This is a genomic window from Pseudomonas sp. MF7453, assembly GCF_016405455.1.
In the GTDB taxonomy this organism is placed as follows: domain Bacteria; phylum Pseudomonadota; class Gammaproteobacteria; order Pseudomonadales; family Pseudomonadaceae; genus Aquipseudomonas; species Aquipseudomonas paralactis.
The window spans coordinates 117,101-135,400 of the sequence record NZ_JAEKCN010000011.1; the positions used below are offsets into that span (position 1 = coordinate 117,101).

16 protein-coding genes are annotated in these 18,300 nt (G+C 57.6%); 3 read left to right on the forward strand and 13 right to left on the reverse strand.

What is annotated here, in order from left to right:
* Window positions 1-34 precede the first annotated feature (34 nt).
* Complete coding sequence (locus tag JFT63_RS18300; RefSeq protein WP_057702375.1) at window positions 35-328, reverse strand: hypothetical protein; 294 nt, start codon at window positions 326-328, stop codon at window positions 35-37.
* Window positions 329-804: 476 nt separating this feature from the next.
* Between JFT63_RS18300 and JFT63_RS18305 the strand changes: the two genes are divergently transcribed.
* From JFT63_RS18305 to JFT63_RS18315, 3 genes are read left to right on the forward strand one after another with little or no spacing between them, the layout of a single operon-like run.
* A complete protein-coding gene (locus JFT63_RS18305; protein ID WP_057702373.1) occupies window positions 805-3,156 on the forward strand; it encodes a type VI secretion system Vgr family protein in 2,352 nt (783 codons plus the stop codon).
* Window positions 3,156-4,022, forward strand: a complete 867-nt coding sequence (locus JFT63_RS18310; protein ID WP_057702372.1) for a hypothetical protein — start codon at window positions 3,156-3,158, stop codon at window positions 4,020-4,022. Before JFT63_RS18305 ends, JFT63_RS18310 begins: the two co-directional genes overlap by 1 nt.
* A gap of 2 nt (window positions 4,023-4,024) precedes the next feature.
* Window positions 4,025-5,602 (forward strand): type VI immunity family protein, encoded by a 1,578-nt coding sequence (locus JFT63_RS18315; protein ID WP_057702371.1) that lies wholly within the window; start codon window positions 4,025-4,027, stop codon window positions 5,600-5,602.
* Window positions 5,603-5,687: 85 nt separating this feature from the next.
* Here the strand turns inward: JFT63_RS18315 and JFT63_RS18320 are convergent, their stop codons facing one another.
* From JFT63_RS18320 to JFT63_RS18375, 12 genes are all read right to left on the reverse strand, one after another.
* Window positions 5,688-6,536 carry a transporter substrate-binding domain-containing protein gene (locus JFT63_RS18320; protein WP_057702370.1) on the reverse strand — a complete coding sequence of 283 codons (849 nt, stop codon included), beginning with the start codon at window positions 6,534-6,536 and terminating at the stop codon, window positions 5,688-5,690.
* Window positions 6,533-7,309 carry an amino acid ABC transporter ATP-binding protein gene (locus JFT63_RS18325; RefSeq protein WP_198706579.1) on the reverse strand — a complete coding sequence of 259 codons (777 nt, stop codon included), beginning with the start codon at window positions 7,307-7,309 and terminating at the stop codon, window positions 6,533-6,535. The genes JFT63_RS18320 and JFT63_RS18325 overlap by 4 nt, the downstream gene beginning before the upstream one ends.
* Window positions 7,306-7,965, reverse strand: coding sequence for an amino acid ABC transporter permease (locus JFT63_RS18330; RefSeq protein WP_186561341.1), 660 nt, complete (start codon window positions 7,963-7,965; stop codon window positions 7,306-7,308). Before JFT63_RS18330 ends, JFT63_RS18325 begins: the two co-directional genes overlap by 4 nt.
* Window positions 7,946-8,611, reverse strand: coding sequence for an amino acid ABC transporter permease (locus JFT63_RS18335; RefSeq protein ID WP_005783759.1), 666 nt, complete (start codon window positions 8,609-8,611; stop codon window positions 7,946-7,948). The genes JFT63_RS18330 and JFT63_RS18335 overlap by 20 nt, the downstream gene beginning before the upstream one ends.
* Before the next feature lie 794 nt (window positions 8,612-9,405).
* Window positions 9,406-10,188 carry a MetQ/NlpA family ABC transporter substrate-binding protein gene (locus tag JFT63_RS18340; RefSeq protein ID WP_186562476.1) on the reverse strand — a complete coding sequence of 261 codons (783 nt, stop codon included), beginning with the start codon at window positions 10,186-10,188 and terminating at the stop codon, window positions 9,406-9,408.
* Between the two features lie 106 nt (window positions 10,189-10,294).
* A complete protein-coding gene (locus tag JFT63_RS18345) occupies window positions 10,295-11,218 on the reverse strand; it encodes a sigma 54-interacting transcriptional regulator (RefSeq protein WP_198706581.1) in 924 nt (307 codons plus the stop codon).
* Between the two features lie 49 nt (window positions 11,219-11,267).
* Window positions 11,268-11,849, reverse strand: coding sequence for an alpha/beta hydrolase (locus JFT63_RS18350; protein ID WP_198844470.1), 582 nt, complete (start codon window positions 11,847-11,849; stop codon window positions 11,268-11,270).
* Between the two features lie 192 nt (window positions 11,850-12,041).
* Window positions 12,042-14,972 carry a glycosyltransferase family 32 protein gene (locus tag JFT63_RS18355; RefSeq protein WP_198844471.1) on the reverse strand — a complete coding sequence of 977 codons (2,931 nt, stop codon included), beginning with the start codon at window positions 14,970-14,972 and terminating at the stop codon, window positions 12,042-12,044.
* Between the two features lie 186 nt (window positions 14,973-15,158).
* On the reverse strand, window positions 15,159-15,560 hold the full coding sequence (locus tag JFT63_RS18360; RefSeq protein ID WP_005783751.1) for an ExbD/TolR family protein: 402 nt from the start codon (window positions 15,558-15,560) through the stop codon (window positions 15,159-15,161).
* 1 nt (window position 15,561) lies between these two features.
* Complete coding sequence (locus JFT63_RS18365) at window positions 15,562-16,284, reverse strand: MotA/TolQ/ExbB proton channel family protein (RefSeq protein ID WP_087149501.1); 723 nt, start codon at window positions 16,282-16,284, stop codon at window positions 15,562-15,564.
* A gap of 49 nt (window positions 16,285-16,333) precedes the next feature.
* Window positions 16,334-17,146: an energy transducer TonB gene (locus JFT63_RS18370; protein ID WP_186562484.1), complete on the reverse strand. Its 813-nt coding sequence runs from the start codon at window positions 17,144-17,146 to the stop codon at window positions 16,334-16,336.
* 234 nt (window positions 17,147-17,380) lie between these two features.
* Window positions 17,381-18,232, reverse strand: a complete 852-nt coding sequence (locus JFT63_RS18375; protein ID WP_057702704.1) for a LysR family transcriptional regulator — start codon at window positions 18,230-18,232, stop codon at window positions 17,381-17,383.
* Window positions 18,233-18,300 lie beyond the last annotated feature (68 nt).

Consider the following 18,300-nt stretch of genomic DNA (forward strand, 5'->3'; position numbering starts at 1 on the left):
CACCGAAGCGGGTTTTCTCACTGCTCAAATCACGTCATCCAACCGCAGACGAATCAAACCCGCGCCGTTCAATCACCGTAAACACATCCGCCACATCCTGGACCATGATCCGAGCGGTATTGGCGACGGTATTGATGTCGTGCTCGGCATAGTCGGACACGTTGGAACAGGCCATCAGATGCAGGTAAGCGAGTGCCGCGTTTAGACGTTCGCTTGCACAAGCGTGCAACTCACTGAGTGGGGCATCGCTGTCGATCAGCAGCACGGGGTATTCGGTTGCGGTTTGGGACATGGGGGTGAAGCGGCGGGGCGGGTGTTGAGTAGTCATGGTAATAATCCTTAAGAAAGAAAAATCGCCACCGTTTTGCTGCGAAACAAATGAGGTGGCAGCTGTGCGCGGGTTCGCAGACCGGGGATTATTACCAGAACCCGGCAGACCCGAAGATCTCCCACGCACAACCGCCATAAAACGAGAGGCAGCTGTGAATCGGCTGCACGATGTTCGACGGTATTGGTAATAATTTTCAGGGCTGCGAAACCCTGTCGCTGACCGAGGTCGACGACGGGGCGAACTATAAGGTGCCGTCAGCCCGCGTGCAACTGATGGGATATTTCCGACAGCTCATCACAGTCCGAAATGTCGGATGCCTCTTGATTGTCGCCACCCTATTGAGGCGTCAAATTTCGCCAGCATAGAGTGGCGCCCTCAACAAGCTGCAAAGCATAACGCAGACGCTGCGACCGTAAACCCCAAGACGCCAACTGCCCGATCGACTGCAAACCACAGATCGACAAGGAGTCCCAATGCCCCGCCAAAGCGACCTGCGCTACACCTTCGACCCCTTGAAGAGGGATGCCTTCGATGTGGTGTCGTTCAAGCTCGAAGAAGGCCTGTCCCAGCCGTTCAAACTAGAGCTGGAGCTGGCCAGCCACAACGCCGCCATCGATTTCAATCGCGTGCTGGATCTGGCGGGGCTGTTCACCATTTGGCGCGGTGAATCACCGGTGCGCTACGTCCACGGCCTGGTCAGCCTGTTCACCCAAGGCGATACCGGTTTTCGACGTACCCGTTACAGCGTCGTGCTGGAACCGACGCTGAAGCGTTTCGAACTGCGTTCCAACTGGCGCATATTCCAAGGCAAGAACGTGCCCGACATCATCGTTGAAGTGCTCAAGGAGCAACGCCTGACGGACGTCAAAACGTATCTCTGCTTCGACCATCAACCCCGCGAATACTGCGTGCAGGCGGGCGAAACCGACCTCGACTTCCTCGCCCGCCTCGCCGCCGAAGAAGGGCTGCTCTACACCTTCGAACACCGCACCGACGGCCACACCCTGTGGCTCACCGACCGAGTTGGCGGCCTGGGCACCATCGGCACCCACGAACATTGCCCCGTGATCTATCAACCGATGGGCGGTGGAGACGCCTTGGAACCGGCCTTGCATCGCTTCCACTACACCGAGCAAGTGCGCACCGCCGTACAGGTGCATCGCGACTACACCTTCACCCACCCGAGCTACAACCAGCAACACACCGCCACCGGTGACCAGGATCTGAACAACCAGCACAAGGACTACGAACGCTACGACTATCCCGGACGCTACAAGCGCGATATTGCGGGTAAACCCTTCACCAAAACGCGCCTCACCGCCCTGCGCAACGACGCCAAGCTGGCACACGTGGCCGGCGACGATGCGCGCTTGCAACCTGGCCTGGCGTTCGACCTCAACGAGCATCCTCGCGAAAATTTCAATGATCGCTGGCGCACAATTGCCGTCAAGCATGAAGGCAAACAGCACAGCAGTCTGGAGGAGGAAGCGTTCGGCAGCGACAGCGGCACGTTCTACGAAATGAAGGCCAGCGCGATCCACTGGATGTCCGACTGGAAAGCGCCGCTGTGCGAAAAGCCGTGCATCGACGGCCCGCAGATTGCCACGGTGGTAGGCCCCCCGGGCGAAGAGATTTATTGCGACGAATGGGGCCGGGTCAAAGTGCAGTTTCCGTGGGACCGCTCGGATAAAAACAACGATCAGCGTTCGTGCTGGATTCGCGTCACGCAAGGCTGGGCCGGTGCTACCTGGGGCTCCATGGCCATCCCACGTGTGGGTCAGGAACTGGTGATCAGCTTTTTAGCCGGTGATCCTGACCAGCCGATTGCCACGGGTCGCGCCTACCGCGAGACCAACCGGCCGCCCTACGAGCTACCCAAACACAAGACGCGGATGACCATCAAGAGCCGGACCCATAAGGGCGCAGGTTTCAATGAGCTGCGTTTTGAAGATGAGTTGGGCCAGCAGGAGGTGTACATCCATGCCGAGAAAGACAAGAACGTCCATATCAAACACAACAACGGCATCTTTGTCGGCAACGACCGCCGCGAGAACGTTGGGCACGACGAGCATATTGAAATTGGCCACGACCGCAGCGAAAGGGTGGGTAACGATGAGCGAATTGAGGTGGTGCAGGACCGCATTCAGACGCTGGGCCGCGACCATCGGACCCACATTGGCAGGGATCGTACGGAGGAGGTAGGCAACAACCGATACGACAAAGTCGCCGCCGACCATGACATCCGTATCGGCGGGAATGCTGAGCATTGTGTAAAGAGTCACTATCGGCTGGCTGCCGGAGAAGGCATTGCGCAGAAAACCACAGTGTTTGAAGTCGCAGCGGGCCAACGAATTGTCTTGAAGGCCCCCGGAGGCAGCCTCACGATTGACAGCGACGGTATTACCCTTGATGGGCTGACCATCAAACTCAAAGGTCCCGTGACCGCCGATACGCTGGGCACCGGCAATCCATTCACAAGCCAGCAGCGCTCGTCGGCCCCTCCACCCGGCGACTTCCTGGGGCGCTATACGCTGCTCAAGAGCGATCAACGCGCCTTCGCTGGCTATCGGTATAGCATCACCGACGGTGCTGCCGTCCTCGCCGAGGGCCTGACTCACTCATCGGGTGAAACAGACTGGGCAATGACGCCGACGACCCACGCCGTACAAGCCCATAAAGCAATCGTACGTGAGGATCAGCGCGTCACCGAGACCTGGCGACCCAGCGTTGCACTCATTGAAGAACAAGCCGTGGCTCACGATGACGCGGGGCTTTTTCCAGATGACTTTCTTGATCAATACCTGGAACTGGGAGACCTCGACTGATGCCAGCCCCAGCCGCCGCTGCGATCCTTGCAGGCGCATACCGCGCGTATCGTGTGTATCAGGCTCACGAAGCCGCCATGAGCGCCGCCGATCTTGCGCGGCTCGCCAGTGAAATCGCTGAGCGCAAGAGCAGTATCAAGCACGTCTTGCAGCAGGCCATTGAGGCGCTGACCCGTGAAATCGAGATCAAGAGTTCAACCTTTGCCGTGGTGGACCGAGGTGGCAATAGCACCGTTTCGCGGCGCGGCAATGAAAACGTGACCTTCAAGGAATACATCGAACGCAAGGTGCCGTTCCGCCCGGCCATCAGCCAGGTGTGCAACGTCGCGTTGCAGATGCCTATCAAGGTGCCGCGCCGCCTGCGCAAGACCGTCGCGGGCGACAGTGTGACGACTACCATTGAGGTCGCGCTCAAGCAAACCACCGCTTCGTTGCTGTTTGAGGCGATCGACGAAGTGTTGGAGTGGCGCAGCCCGCTCAAGGCTGAGCCCAACTACAACCGTAACAGCGCAAAAGCCTTGCTGGGCGAGCCCGAAACTCGGCCCAAGCGGTTTGGCAAGGTGTTTCCGTTCTGGCCGCGCCCGTGGGAGAGCCTGGCTCCGGACTTGGTGGTGGTCGAGTACCGGCAGGAGGCGTTTGAAACGGACAATGTGTTTGCGGCGATTGAAATAAAGTTTCCGGGGGACTGGGTAAAAGATAAGCAAATGATGAGTTACGTAGAGCTGATGACGCCGAAAACAGGCGTTAATCGAGAGAAAATCGGCACAGAAAAAGTAGCGCTGCTGCGGGTGCCGGAGGATTGCATCGGCTTTGAAGTAGATGACAAAAAATCGCCGCAAAACCAACAAGCAAGGAAGAAAAACTAATTATGAGTACTACTCATCAGATGTTTACCGCCGAAGAGCGAGACCTTTTTGTCGAGTTGTTGAAGGAGTGGCCTAACTCAGAGTCAGGCACTGAAGAGTCCTCGCATGGCGTCAGCCCTTTCATCAGCTTCTATTTCCCACCAGGGCCGGATAACCACCAAGAAATAGCACTGTTGATGGTGGATATTCACGAAGACTTTGAGCAACTACTTGGGAAGCCCTACACCATTGGCACCCACCCGATTTCAGAACGTCCACATCCTTACGGCTCATCACGTTTACCGGATCTACGCGAGCAGGCCAGGAAAGCCTCCCGCTCCGAGCACTTTGTTTTCAAATTCACCGATGAAAAAAACCACGCCTCCTCACCTACCACGGCGGGGTACTTCTGGCGCACGTGGTTTATAAGAGACGAAGAGAGGAGAACCGCCTACTCCTCCATCATGTTTTACTACCGTTGGCAATGGTGGCAAGACAACCGCGAAGCGTGGCGCCGCTTTGTACTCAAGACCATTGACCTGCTCAAGGCACATCAGGTCTACAGCGGCTTTGCCATGGCCAACCCACTTCAGTTCGGCACACGGTCCGCCATCACTACTTGGGAGCGGTCGCTGGCTCCCAGCTTCTATGGCCTGGATATTGACTTCCCTTTTGGCATGCAGAGCGCACTGCGCAACGGCATCCGCCCGCCCACCTGGGCCTTCCTGCTCGCCGACCACTGGCGCGAAAAACTTGACCTCACCCGCGAGCAAGTACGCGCGGCACTCGCCCACCCGCGCATCAGTATCACCGAGTTACACAGCGGCCAGTGGATTGAGCTGGGCGAACAGCCCGAGCTGTACCCCGTCGAGCTAGGCGTCCCTGAACTGCCCATGCTCCTGAACAAACTCCTCAAACCTATCCGCTATGACGACTTGGGATTGCTCGGCTTCGGCCAATGGGACGGCGATCCCAACGAGCGTTTCACCGATGCAGACAGTCTCCGCTGGATGGCCCGTTTCGACGCGGACAGCGACTGGCCCACACCGGCAACACGCTTTAGAAGGCCGCCGGATATCTCCCCTGCCCAGGTCTCCAACAAAGTGATTGCGCTTAGCATCGTTTCAGGCATGGCGTGCACTCAAAGCGGCTGGTGGCTCGTCCCTGGTCAGGCGTACTCCCGACGCGCCTTCACGCAGGGCGATACCCTGCCCACCCTCGCCAGCGAGTCAGGCGACGAAGCGGTGTTCTGGCAACGCGACTTTGATCAAACGCCATCCGGTTTCGCCAACAGCCAGGAGCCCGCACCTCGCGCCGGACGCTGGGAAATGGAACTCGATCGTTGCGTAGATTGTGAAGTCAAGTTGAACGAGCGCCTCCCCCTCCATCAAGGGCAGGTCGTTCGCTGGCTCTGGGCCGTGCACGGTCTGCGCGCACGCAGTGGCGAACCTTGTCCTTATCACGGGTTGTGGGTTTGCGAGTACAAACCCAGCACTCTGCAACTGTTTTACGATGGACACCAGATGCCTTGGGTTGGCGGAGAGAAAGTTGTCTGGCTTTGGTTGGGAACGGTAGCTCACTTCTTTTATGAAGGCCCGTGATGTCTCCAACTAAGCCGTGCCGGTAGGGCCGCGTGACCGACCGTTCAGTAGCCAGGTCGAGGGAAGCCCTCGACCCAAGCACAACTCAGCCCTGCCACTTCCCGCCTTCAACAATCACACTCTCAGGCTTGGTGTCATCGCTCAGTTCTTTTCGCACATATTGGTCATAGAGCTTGAGCAAAAACTTCTCCTCACCCAGCTTCGCCAGCTCGGCATTCACCCAGTCACGCAGCTCGGTATTGCCCTTCTTCACCGCCGGGGCAATCGGGGCTTCAGCACCCAGTTTCTCTTCCAGTACGCGGTAGCCAGGGTTCTGCTTGGCCCAACTGAACAGCACCAGGTTGTCTTGCGCATAGGCATCCCCACGGCCGGCCGACAATGCTTGCAGCGACTCGGAGTTCTTCTCGAACTTGAGCAGTTTCCACTCTGGGTGGTTCTTGGTCAGCCAGATGTCGGCCGTGGTGCCGGTGGTGACGATGGTGGTGCGCGTCGACAGGTCATCCAGGTTTTTTACCGTGCTGTCATTCGGTACCAGGGCCTGTACCGCGACTTTCAGATTGGGATTGGTGAAGTCCACCGCTTCCTTGCGCTCGGGTGTCACAGTCATGTTGGCAAGGATCAGGTCGACCTTGTCGCTTTGCAGGAACGGAATGCGGCTGGCCGGTTCCACGGCGACAAATTCCACCTTGCTTTCGTCGCCCAGCAGGTCCTTGGCGAATTGACGGCCAATGTCGGTATCGAAGCCGACGTAGCGGCCGGCCTCGTCGACAAAGCCAAACGGTGGCTTGTCAGTGAAGACGCCAACGATCAGCTTGTCCCGCGCTTTTATTTTATCGATATAGCTGACAGCCGCGGGTTTTACCGGCTCTTCGGCCTTTTTATCGCAGCCGGCCAGCAAGGCGACGGCAAACAGTGGCAGCAGTAACTTTTTCATATCAGCTCCAGTTCCTTGATCTTTTTGGGCAGTGTTGAAACGAAGGAGAACTTCTCCAGGAACTGCTGCGCGCGTGCGGTCTGCGGGTTCGTAAAGAATGCCTCGGGGGTGTTGTGTTCGAGGATGCGACCGGCCTCCATGAACACCACGCGGTCGGCAACCGCACGGGCGAAGGCCATTTCGTGGGTGACGATCAGCAAGGTCATGCCATCGCGGGCCAGGCCCTGAATCACTTCCAGCACTTCCTTGACCATCTCCGGGTCGAGGGCGGCGGTGACTTCGTCGAAAAGCATGACCTGGGGGTTCATGCACAACGAGCGCACGATGGCGATGCGTTGCTGCTGGCCGCCGGAAAGCTGGCGTGGGAAGGCGTCGCGCTTGTCGGCCAGGCCCACGCGCTCCAGCAGTTTTTGCGCCTGCTCACGGGCCTCGCGGGGGTCACGCTTTTGTACTTTGAGCGGGCCGAGCAGGATGTTGTCGAGCACGCTCATGTGCGGGAACAGGTGGTAGCTCTGGAACACCATGCCGATGTCCTGGCGCACCTGGCGCCAGTCGGTAGTTTTATCCAGCAGCTCAATGCCTGCAAAGCGCAAGTGTCCGCTGTGTGCCACTTCCAGCCCATTGAGGCAGCGCAGCAAGGTGCTTTTGCCACAGCCGCTGGGGCCTAAGATCACCACCACTTCGCCGCGTTGCACGCTCAGGTCGATGCCCTTGAGCACCTGCGCCTCACCGAAGAATTTGTTGAAACCCTGAAACTCGATCAATGCGCTCATGCTTGGGCCCAGCGCCGTTCCAGCAGCTTGGAGGCGGCTGACAACGGGTAGCAGATAAAGAAGAAAAACAGGAACAGCGCGCCGTAGATCAATACCGACTCGTAGGTGCGCTCGATGATTTGCTGGCCGACCTTGATCACATCCACCACGCCGATCAGTACCGCAAGGGAACTGGTTTTGATAATGCGCGTGTAGACATTGATGGTCGGCGGCGTCATGCGTTTAAGAGCCTGGGGCAGCAGCACATAGCCGTATAACTGCGGGCCGGACAGGCCAATCGACAAGCCTGCTTCGCGCTGGCCACGCGGCAGCGAATGCAACGCACCGCGCACCACCTCACCGACTTCGCTGGCGCCCCATAGCGACAACACCAGCACCGCGCACCAGAAACTGGGCAGGCTCACGCCAAAGAAGATCGGCAAACCGAAAAACAGCAGGTACAACCACACCAGCACCGGAATGGCGCGGAACAGTTCCAGGTAGACCCGCAACACGCCGTTGATGACCTTGTTGTTCAAGGTGCGCAGCACGCCATACAGCACGCCGCCGACCGTACTGAAGGCGATGCTCAAAAACGAAATCGACAGGGTTTGCGCAGCGCCCTTGCCCAGTTGCGGCAACGACACCCACAGCAACTCAAGACCCGAACTGGCCATGCTGGAGCCTCCTTTCCAGGCGGCTGAGCAGCAGCGATAACGGCAAAAACAGCAGCACGCAAATCAGCGTCAGCACAGCGAGCATTTCGTAGGTTTTGTAGTAGAGGGCGATGTAGCTCTTGGTGGTGTAGAGAATTTCCGGCACCGCCACCGCCGACACCACGGTAGTTTCCTTGAGTAGGAAAATGAAATTGGCGAACAGCGCCGGCAGGCTGAGGATACCGGCCTGGGGCAGGATCACATGGCGCAGCAGCTGCCAGTCGGACAGGCCGATGGATTTGCCCGACTCGATCTGCGCCAGCGGCACTGCTTCCACACCGGCGCGCAACACTTCGGTGAGGTAAGCGCCGCCGAGAAAGGTCATGGTGATGATTGCCGCCCAGAACCCGGAAATATTCAAACCCAGGGCCGGCAGTGCGAAGTAGACGAAAAACAGTTGAATCAACAGCGGCGTATTACGCGCCAGCTCCACATACAACGCCACCAGGCGTGACAGGTAGGGCGTGCGAAACACCAACAAGGCTGCGTTGATCAGCGCCACCAACAAGGAGGTGCCGATGGCGATCAAGCCCACTTGCAGGGTCACGCCCACGGCTTGCAGGAACGCCGGCAAGGTGCTGAGGATAAAAGCGAAATCGAAGGTCATGTGCAGTCCATATCGCCGCATGGGTAATGCCGCGAGCGCAGTCCGTGCTGACGTGGATAACGTCAGCTAGCGCGAACTTTAAAGGTATAAAAATCAAATTTTAAATACCTAGATAGCATATTCATATCACCAAAAAACTGACCTCTGTGGGAGCTGGCTTGCCTGCGATATCGGTGTATCAGGACTGGATGAGTTGACTGACACACCACCATCGCAGCATAGGTATCTACACAACCCTGTAGCGCTCAACGGTAACCACGATGCGAAGCGAGCCGCTCTTGATCTTGATCTTGATCTGCTTTTGATCTTAGGCGCCCCGTTAAACCACGCTGGCCGGAATTCGACAGGGATTTGGGGGGTAAACCGGCAGGGATGCCGGTTTAGCCGCCCCGCGCCATGGATGGCGCGTGGCGGCGGCCCCCCAAATCACTGGCGGATTACGGGCACACCGAGCCTAGGCGAGGTGCCGAGTGGTGGAGCGAGGACCTTTTGGTTACTTTTGGCTGGGCCGGCATTCCGGTCCTTCCAAAAGTGACCCGCTGTCAGAGCGGAACCCTAAGTGGCCGTGACCGCAGCAATGGATATGTACACGGTCCAACTGTGTTAACCGTTAGGCCGTCTTCGCAGGCAAGCCAGCTCCCACATTTGTACTGAGGCGCGTCAGGTAGATAAGCGTCGGCTGTCAGGCCGTCACGGGAGCCAGCTCCCACAGTTTTGAATGTATTTCAGATAAAAAAACGCCGAAGCTGTAGTAGCCGTCGGCGTTGAAACCTTGAAGGGGGTTTTGACTTACATCAGAACGCCGGCACTACCGCGCCGTTGTACTTCTTCTCGATGAACGCTTTGACTTCCGGACTGGTCAGGGCCTTGGACAGTTTCTGGATAGCGTCGCTGTCCTTGTTGTCCGGGCGGGCCACCAGGAAGTTTACGTAAGGTGATTTGGCGTCTTCGATGATCAACGCGTCCTTGGCCGGGTTCAGGCCCGCTTCCAGGGCGTAGTTGGTGTTGATCAGGTCCAGGTCAACCTGGTCCAGTACGCGTGGCAGCAGAGCCGACTCCAGCTCCTTGAACTTCAGGTTCTTCGGGTTGCTGGCGATGTCTTTCGGCGTGGCCAGGGCGTTGGTCGGGTCTTTCAAGGTGATCACGCCAGCTTTCTGCAGCAGCAACAACGCGCGGCCGCTGTTAGAGCCTTCGTTCGGGATGGCCACGGTGGCGCCATCTTTCAGATCTTCAATTTTCTTGATTTTTTTCGAGTAACCGCCAAAGGGTTCGACGTGCACGCCGACCACGGTGACCAGGTTGGTGCCCTTGCCCTTGTTGAAGTTTTCCAGGTACGGCAGGGTCTGGAAGTAGTTGGCGTCCAGGCGTTTCTCGGCGACTTGCACGTTTGGCTGCACGTAGTCGGTGAAGACCTTGATTTCCAGGTCCACGCCTTCCTTGGCCAGGGTCGGTTTGATCAGCTCAAGGATTTCGGCGTGCGGAATCGGCGTGGCCGCTACCACCAGCTTTTCGTTGGCCTGGGCAAAGCCGGCAGTCAGGGCAGCCGCCAGAGCGGTAAACAACAGAACCTTTTTCATGCAATGTCCTTCTAACGACCGTTTTTATGTGAGGTGCCAGCGAAGTGCTATCGCGGCGTGGAAAGGACAATACCTATATTTTTTATTCCCGAACAATATCTTTTATTCACGTTGATATTCCATTTTGCTCATACAGGAAGGCACGCAACGATTCGCGCTCGGTTGCGCTGGCGCTGGCGAAAATTCTTCGCACTTGCTCCAGTGGTGAGCCTGCCACCGGCAGGTTCAAATGCTCGGGCAAGATTTCATCGCCGCTGCTCACCAGCAAGGCAAAGTGAATGACATTTTCCAGTTCGCGGGTATTACCCGGCCAGCTGTGACGCTCAAGCACCTGTTGGGCAGCATCGCTGATCAACGGCACGGGCAGGTCCAGGCGCTGGCTGTAAATGCCGAGGAAGTATTCGGCCAGGGATAAAATATCCCCCACTCGCTCGCGCAACGCCGGCAGGTCCAGCCGGCCTTCGCTCAAATAATGAAACAGACGCTCGTGAAACTTGCCGACGGCCACGGCCTGGGCCAGGTCGATACTGGTGGCGGCCACCAGGCGCACATCCACCGGGCTCGGCTGTTGGGCACCGACACGGGTGACCTCGTGGTTTTCCAGCGCCGCGAGCAATTTCACCTGGATCGGCAGCGGCAAGTCGCCGATTTCATCCAGGTACAAGGTGCCGCCATTGGCCGAGCCGAACCAACCTGCGCGGCTGCTGGCTGCGCCACTGTGGGTGCCGGCGGCATAGCCGAACAATTCGGCGTCGGCATAGGTGGGGCTGATCGCGCCGCAGTTGACCGACACAAACAAGCCGGTGCGATCACTGCCACGGTGTATGTGCCGTGCCAGCAGTTCCTTGCCACTGCCGGTCTCGCCGCGGATCAACACAGGCAGGGTGCGCGGTGCGAGGCTTTCCAGCTCTTCGCGCAATTGGCGTGAGCGCGGATCGACGAACACCAGCGCTTTGGCGCGGATGCTCAACGGGCTTTTGTCCGCGTCCGGGAAGGTCAGCAGTGGCTGGCCGAAAGTTTCATGACTCATGACAGACTCCCGCCCCCAATCCGCTCAGGGACGGGGCGTTGAAAAAATATTAGGCGCTGCGCCGGGCGTGATGCTCCAGGCGATTTTGCAGGCGATAGAGAAAGGCGAAACCCTGCTCCCAGCGTCGATGGCCGGACTTCACATTGATATGCCCCGCACCCGACAAAATACCGGCCTCGGCGCCCCACAAACGCGCCAGTTCCAGAGCCCGGGGGGCACTGACGGCACTGTCGTTGTCGGAGCTGACTACCTGGCTGGGAAACGGCAGCAGGTCGGTGGGAATCGGCGCAAAGTTACGCAGGGCGGGTGCACAGGCCGGACGTTCGACATCCGCCGGGGCGACCAGCAACGCGCCGCGTACCTGCCGCAAGAAATGCACGGGCGCGGTGGCGGCCCAGTGGGCAACAGTGATGCATCCCAGGCTATGGGCGATCAGGATGACCGGCGTGCTGTCAGCGGCAATCGCTTCTGCCAGCGCCGCCACCCAATCTTCACGGCGCGGCGTCAACCAATCGGCCTGTTCCACCCGTGCGCTGTTGGGTAGGCTGTTCTGCCAATGGGTTTGCCAATGATCTTCTGGCGATCCTTGCCAGCCCGGCACGATCAAATAACGAATCGACTCGCTGTGCATGGGTGTGCCCTCCTGCAGCGTTTAACGTTGCTGGTCAGTATAGGGTGAGGTTCACACGCCAATAAGGAATAAAAAAGAATTTATTAATAACCAAATAGAATTTGCATATCTTTCAGAAATTGCTTGTAACCGCCCCTTCATTAAAACCGGCCATTGCGCCCCGGCACCGGCGGCGCAATGACCGAGCCCACCTCAGCGAGAATGATACATAGAGTGTTCCGAGCCGATAACAACTCCGAACTTATGGTTCATCGCCATATAATAATCCCGCACTTGTGTAAGTTTTTCTGCATACGCTTGCGGAAGTAAAATACGCGCATTCATCAGATCCGTCAGTTCTTCAACTTCTGAAAAAAATCCATATTCTTTTTGCGCCAATACATCACCAAACATTCTCGGCCCAGTGATCTCGAAAATTTTCTTTTCATACTCGTTATACATTTGCCGCTCTGCGGCTGTCGAGTTTTCCTTCAGAAAGGGACGATTAGCGTTCAGCCATTCTTCGTTTGCCTTGTATCGCTCATACGCCGTCTCCAGAATCTCGTCAAATACAGGGTTGTCTGGATGGCTGGCAAAATTACTGGTGTTAAACCCATTGAAGTCCGTAGGTTCGTAAGTAACCGGCACGTTCATCAAGATATCATTGGGCGTGGCTTTCAATGTGACCTCGCCCACATTAAAGGTCAGTGCATCATCCGTATCCAGATAGATACCGCCGTACTTTTTCATTAGCACCGCGCGCATGACGTCCGATGACGCCGCTAAATTCTGCCCGCGTCCTGAACGGAAAAACTGATACATCTCGCCATATTGACCTGCATTCAGAGCCTGAAAACTTTCATCGGTCTTTACATCATGAACTTCAAGCCCGCCCACTTTATGATCCAATGCTGAATGTATTTTCTGAAAAGTATCGGCGTCATTGGCATCGACGTGAACAATCGATTTATACCCGGGGCTTTTCCGGGAATTTTCCATAATATTATTGAGCAGATTTTCCGGCATTTCATTGCCGGCCCAAAAATAGTGGATCACTTTCGGCACCTCTGTAGCACCGGACGGCAGTACCGGCATCCTCGGTAGTTTCAGTACCGTGGTTGTCATCGAAGCCGGCGCATTTTTACTGCCTTCAATCGCTTCGGCTTGAGTGCCACTCAGCCACCGTCCTTGACCTTTGCGCCAATAAAAGATGTCGTTCACCTGACCATTGGCCTGGAGCCCGCGCCAAAGACCCGCTTCGACGTCATACGTAACTTTGGTACCGTATTGACCGACATAAACCATGTAATCCTTCCCGATCATGCGCCTCACGTCATCCATGGGAACCCTGACCTCCTCAAGGATCACTGGAGGCGAGACGGGCCCCATCGGGTATCCGATATGCCCATTGACACGTTGTGGTGGCCTGAAAAATGGGCGCGCTTGTTCAGTCACTTGGGTGGGTGTGCCGGTTGCAGCATCAACCCCTGCTGAAACGCCACCGCCGGACACCCTCTCTGTCAGCGCTTTCGCCAGTGGTGCCCCCGCGTGAGTGGCCAACGGCGGTACGGCGTTCAACACGCCGAACACAATGCGGTCGGAAGCCGTTGCTTTTCCCTGGACGGCATCATCAATACCGATACCGGTCTGGGCAGCCCCGGCGGCCAGGAAGAAAACATCCAGGCCTATAGCGACTTCGGGCATGACCAGCGCCAGGGGCGTCATGAACATGGCGACCTTGGTAGCCTCTTCCACGACATGCAGCACCTTGTTCTTGGTGTAATCCCCGTCACTGACAATCGCATTGTCGGCGTCCGAATAGGACCGCGCCTTTTGCCGAACCTTGACCGCTTCGAAAGGATCGCCGTGCAACTGCTCAACGGCGATGAAACGATCCGGCACCCAACCATTGAGGCTCGAAAGGAAAGCATTGCCTGAGGCCTGCGCATCGGACCAGTTTCCCATCCCTTGCAGGGTCTGACGCACCCCGTCTGAAAACGATCTGTCAGCTTGATCCTTGAGGGAAAAGTGGGTCAACAAGGATGCGCGCTTTACGGGATCCGAGGCTTGCCTGGCCAGCCACCTTGTCATTTGCTGCGGATTATCGAAGCGATGTATTGGCGAGGAGTTGCCAGGGATGTAAAGCAACGTCAACTGAGTTTTCCGATCAGTCACACACATCAAGTCAGTGGACTGAAACCCATTGATGCTCAGCAGGCCGATGTCCAGATCCGGGTCCTTCACGGCAGGCCCTTCAAAGTCCTGAACCGTCAGCTCGGACCAATCCTTTTGCGCAACAGGCCCCAACGCGCGCTGGGCGAGTGCCGTCTCGGCAGGGCCAAGGCTCCCTTCCAGGCGCTGCAGATTGATGGCTTTGACGAAGGAGATTTTACTCAGTGCCGTATAAGAATCACTGTGTTTGTCCCAAAACCCATCCAGGGTTTTCTTATACATTTGGGTCCGGTCTGTATCCCAGACTAATGCCTTGAAGTCATCCACCGGTATGGAAACGCGGGTGTCGGCGTTATAGAGAGCATCGCCCGGCGCACTGGGCTCCCGGTAAATACCTTGTCGAGTGTTTGCTTCCTGCACCCAACCGTCAATCTGGTTGTAAATATATACCGCCGGCGAAAAGTACTTGCCAATCTTCACAAACCAGCTTTCATCTTGCTCAATTGTTACATCTTGCCTGTTTTTCAATGCCGCTTGTGTCAAGGTGATTTTTTCCACCACCTCTTTTTCATCCTCACCGTTATTTTTAAATGTCACCAGATAGGTTTTATCCGGATCAATATCCACATCCCATTGCTGCTTTATCCTGGCAGATAAAATAGTGGAAATTTCTTTTTCTGGCGTTACAAAATCGGCGGTTTGCTTACTGATATAAGATTCTAAACGAGTGTTTTTCTTCAATGCCGCGTTGCTCCCGCCTCCTGGCTTAGGGCTTGCTTCAGCACTCTGCAGTAAACTCTGTTTTCTCTTATAGTCAGCCAGCGTGGGCAAGAGACAGGCTGATGGATGTCTCAGGCCGGGCATACGATCATTCGAAGTTGCCATTACCGCGGGCTTTTCTTCAGGCTTTTCAACCTTTAAATGGGGATTGACGAACGTATTCACGACGTGGACAGGAACGCGTATAGACATGCAATTACTCCATTAATTAAATCACTCTATGCGCCGACCAGCATAATCATGCGACCGAGAATTGCACGCTCGGAAACATGTAAATTCTTTTCCTGTGCAACATCTGTAAACAGGCAATGCTTAAACAAAAAAAGGGCCGCACCCTGCCAAGGAAAGCGGCCCAAAAACTGTCGAGACTTTTTGAAATTAACGTGCGGTGATCACCGACAACTTGGTGATGCCCGCGCGCTCAATCGACGCCATGGCTCGTGCCACTTCGCCGTAGTTCACTCCATCGTCAGCCTGCAGTTGCACCCGCACATCGGGGTCCTTGGCCTTGGCCGACTGCAGGTTGAATTCCAGCAGATCCGGCTGGATTTCGTCCTTGTTGATAAACAATTTGCCGGCGCCATCGATGCTCACCACCAGCGGGTCTTTCTGCTCAACCGGCGCCACGGCCTGGGTCTTGGGCAGGTTGATCGGGATCGAGTTGGTCAGCAGCGGCGCGGTGACGATAAACACCACCAGCAATACCAGCATCACGTCCACCAGCGGCGTGACGTTGATCTCGCTCAGCACCTCATCACTGTCTTGCGTGGAGAAGGCCATGTCAGGACGCCTCCTTCACTTTCTGCGGGCTGCCGGCGCCGGCCTTGGTCAGGACCGGGTGCAGCAGCACGCGGAACGCGTTTTTCTGCGCCAGGCTGTAGAAGTCGTGGGCAAAGTCATCCAGGTCTGCCGCTGTCAGCTTCAGGCGGCGCAGGAAATAGTTGTAGACCAGCACCGCAGGCACCGCGACGGCGATCCCCACACCGGTCGCCACAAGCGCCGCGCCAATGGGCCCCGCCACGGTTTCCAGGCTGGCGGACCCGGCAGCGCTGATCCCCTTCAGCGCTTCCATGATCCCCCACACGGTGCCGAACAGGCCGATAAACGGCGAGGTGCTGCCGATACTGGCGACCACCGCCAGGCCAGTTTCCAGGGAGCGGCGCTCGCGCACGATTTGCTGGCGCAGGGCGCGTTCGAGGCGGTCCTGGTGATTGATCGCCTGGCTCAGATCCGCAGCGTGAGGGGTATCACCCACCTGGATCGCCGCATAACCGGCCTGGGCCACTCGCGCAGCGGCACCGGGCTGGGTTTCGGCGAGTTCGGCGGCCGAGTCGAGGCTCGATGCCGCCCAGAACTGCTTGTGGAACTTGCGATCCTGGGCCTTGAGGCGACCGAACTGCACGCCCTTGAGCAGGGCCAGGCCCCAGGTGGCGACCGAAAAGACCACCAGCAGCCAGATCACCGCGCTTTCAATGGATTCAAGTGGAGACGCTAATGCCATGATGTTTTTCCTCTTGTGCAGGTCGCAGCGTGTGCACACCGCGGCCGAATAATTAATGAATCTTGAAATCGATCGGTACGCTGACCCAGCCATCCTGGGCCACATCACCCTGCTTGGCCGGTACAAAGCTCCAGCGCTTCACGGCGGCCAATGCGGCGTCATCGAGTTGCTGACGACCGCTGCTTTTCTGCACCTGAATCTCTCCCGGCTTGCCGCTGGCCAGCACCTGTACCCGCAACAGCACCGTGCCTTCCCAACCACGACGCTGAGCCAGTGACGGGTACTCCGGCGCCGGGTTTTTCAGGTAGGCGGCGTTGGCCGAAGCCGGCGTCACCGGTGCTGGCGCCACAGGTGCGGGCGCAGCGGGTGGTGCAGGCGTCGGTGGCGCAGGCGGCTGCTCGACAACTTTGGGAACCGGCTTGGGCGCAGGTTTAGGCGCGGGCTTGGGTTTGGGTTTCGCAATGGATTTGGGCGCCGCCGGCTTGGCCGCCAACTCATCCACTACTGGCGGCGGTGGCTCGACCACTGGCGGAGGCGGTGGTGGCGGTACAGGCGGTGGCGGTTCAACCACCGGCGGCGCCGGCTGGGAAAATTCGATGGTCATCGGCGGAATTTCCGGCGGCACAATCGGCAGCACCGGTGTGGGTTTCTGGCTCACCCAATAGATCACTGCACCGTGCAGCACCAACACCAGCAACCCGAGCAAAATCCCTTCGCGGCGGCTGGAAAAGCGCTTCGGGGTCTTCTGCAGGCGCAATTGCCCCAACGGCGCGCGATGCGGCCGGCCAAGGTCGACCAACTCACCACTCGGTGCCTGGCGCCACTGCGCCTCGGGTGCACTGGCGGCGGTCTGGACATTGCCCATTGATTCACTCCCTACGGTTTTGAAAAACCGACGGGCCAGCGTGAAGGCCCGTCGAGGGCTGAATCATCGGGGCCAGACACTTATCTCTTAAAGTAATCTTTAAAGTTATAAATAGAACAAAACAGCATAAGCAAACCAGCCGGCATGGTTAAAGCCACGCCGTTCGCGGCCTGGCGCCAAACCGTTGTTTTTCAATGCTTCAAAGGCATACAAAATATTCAGCAAAGGTATGGCTCAGTGCGGGTTTCCACTACACAACGCCAGCAACTCATCCAACAAACTCTGGCCCGCTGCGCCCAGGCCACTGCGACCATACAAGGCCAATCGCACGCCATGAACAGCTGGCAAGCCACTTTCTGGGCCGAGTATGCGATGGCCCGGTTGCAACACCCGTTCTGGCAATAAACTGATGCCCAAGCCTGCCGCCACCGCCGAACACACGCTGGCCAGGCTGGCGCTGGAGTAGCCGATGCGCCAACGCCAACCGGCACGCTCAAGATGGTGCAGCATGTCGTTGCGGTACAGGCCGCCCACCGGGAAAGCCACCAGCGGCAGCGGGTCACGGCCCAGCGCCGGCGTGCTCAGGCTGTCGACCCAATACAAGGGCTCCGGCCACGACGCCACACAGTCGTCGCTGTCGCCCATCTGCTTGACCAGCAACACATCGAACTCACCGCCCCGGTACTGGCGCTGCAATTCAGGGCCCAGCCCGCTGGTGACCTCCAGTCGCACCCGTGGATAGGCCACCACAAACGCCGATAGCAGCGGCATCAGGCGCTCGGCGGCGAAATCCTCCGGCACGCCGAGGCGCAACACGCCGTCGCTTTGCTGGTTGATCAGCACGTCGGCGGCCTCTTCGTGCAACGCGAGAATACGGCGCGCATACGCGAGCAGACGCTCACCCTCGGCGGTGGCCACTACCCGGCGCTGATCGCGATCCAATAACTGACAGGCCACTGCGTCTTCCAGACGGCGGATCTGCTGGCTGACGGTGGATTGAGTCAAATGCAGGCGCTCGGCGGCGCGGGTAAAATTGCCGCAGTCCACCACGGCGACAAAGCTGCGCAACAACACGGGATCGAACAACGTCATCACCATTGCGTTTGCCACTGATTGGCATGTTTATATTTAATTTCAGCATACCCCGGTGGCTG

Excerpts from the sequence above, each read along its gene's own strand:
- JFT63_RS18300 (WP_057702375.1), bottom strand. The coding sequence starts at position 328 with ATGACTACTCAACACCCGCCCCGCCGCTTCACCCCCATGTCCCAAACC.
- JFT63_RS18305 (WP_057702373.1), top strand. The coding sequence starts at position 805 with ATGCCCCGCCAAAGCGACCTGCGCTACACCTTCGACCCCTTGAAGAGG.
- JFT63_RS18310 (WP_057702372.1), top strand. The coding sequence starts at position 3,156 with ATGCCAGCCCCAGCCGCCGCTGCGATCCTTGCAGGCGCATACCGCGCG.
- JFT63_RS18315 (WP_057702371.1), top strand. The coding sequence starts at position 4,025 with ATGAGTACTACTCATCAGATGTTTACCGCCGAAGAGCGAGACCTTTTT.
- JFT63_RS18320 (WP_057702370.1), bottom strand. The coding sequence starts at position 6,536 with ATGAAAAAGTTACTGCTGCCACTGTTTGCCGTCGCCTTGCTGGCCGGC.
- JFT63_RS18325 (WP_198706579.1), bottom strand. The coding sequence starts at position 7,309 with ATGAGCGCATTGATCGAGTTTCAGGGTTTCAACAAATTCTTCGGTGAG.
- JFT63_RS18330 (WP_186561341.1), bottom strand. The coding sequence starts at position 7,965 with ATGGCCAGTTCGGGTCTTGAGTTGCTGTGGGTGTCGTTGCCGCAACTG.
- JFT63_RS18335 (WP_005783759.1), bottom strand. The coding sequence starts at position 8,611 with ATGACCTTCGATTTCGCTTTTATCCTCAGCACCTTGCCGGCGTTCCTG.
- JFT63_RS18340 (WP_186562476.1), bottom strand. The coding sequence starts at position 10,188 with ATGAAAAAGGTTCTGTTGTTTACCGCTCTGGCGGCTGCCCTGACTGCC.
- JFT63_RS18345 (WP_198706581.1), bottom strand. The coding sequence starts at position 11,218 with ATGAGTCATGAAACTTTCGGCCAGCCACTGCTGACCTTCCCGGACGCG.
- JFT63_RS18350 (WP_198844470.1), bottom strand. The coding sequence starts at position 11,849 with ATGCACAGCGAGTCGATTCGTTATTTGATCGTGCCGGGCTGGCAAGGA.
- JFT63_RS18355 (WP_198844471.1), bottom strand. The coding sequence starts at position 14,972 with ATGTCTATACGCGTTCCTGTCCACGTCGTGAATACGTTCGTCAATCCC.
- JFT63_RS18360 (WP_005783751.1), bottom strand. The coding sequence starts at position 15,560 with ATGGCCTTCTCCACGCAAGACAGTGATGAGGTGCTGAGCGAGATCAAC.
- JFT63_RS18370 (WP_186562484.1), bottom strand. The coding sequence starts at position 17,146 with ATGGGCAATGTCCAGACCGCCGCCAGTGCACCCGAGGCGCAGTGGCGC.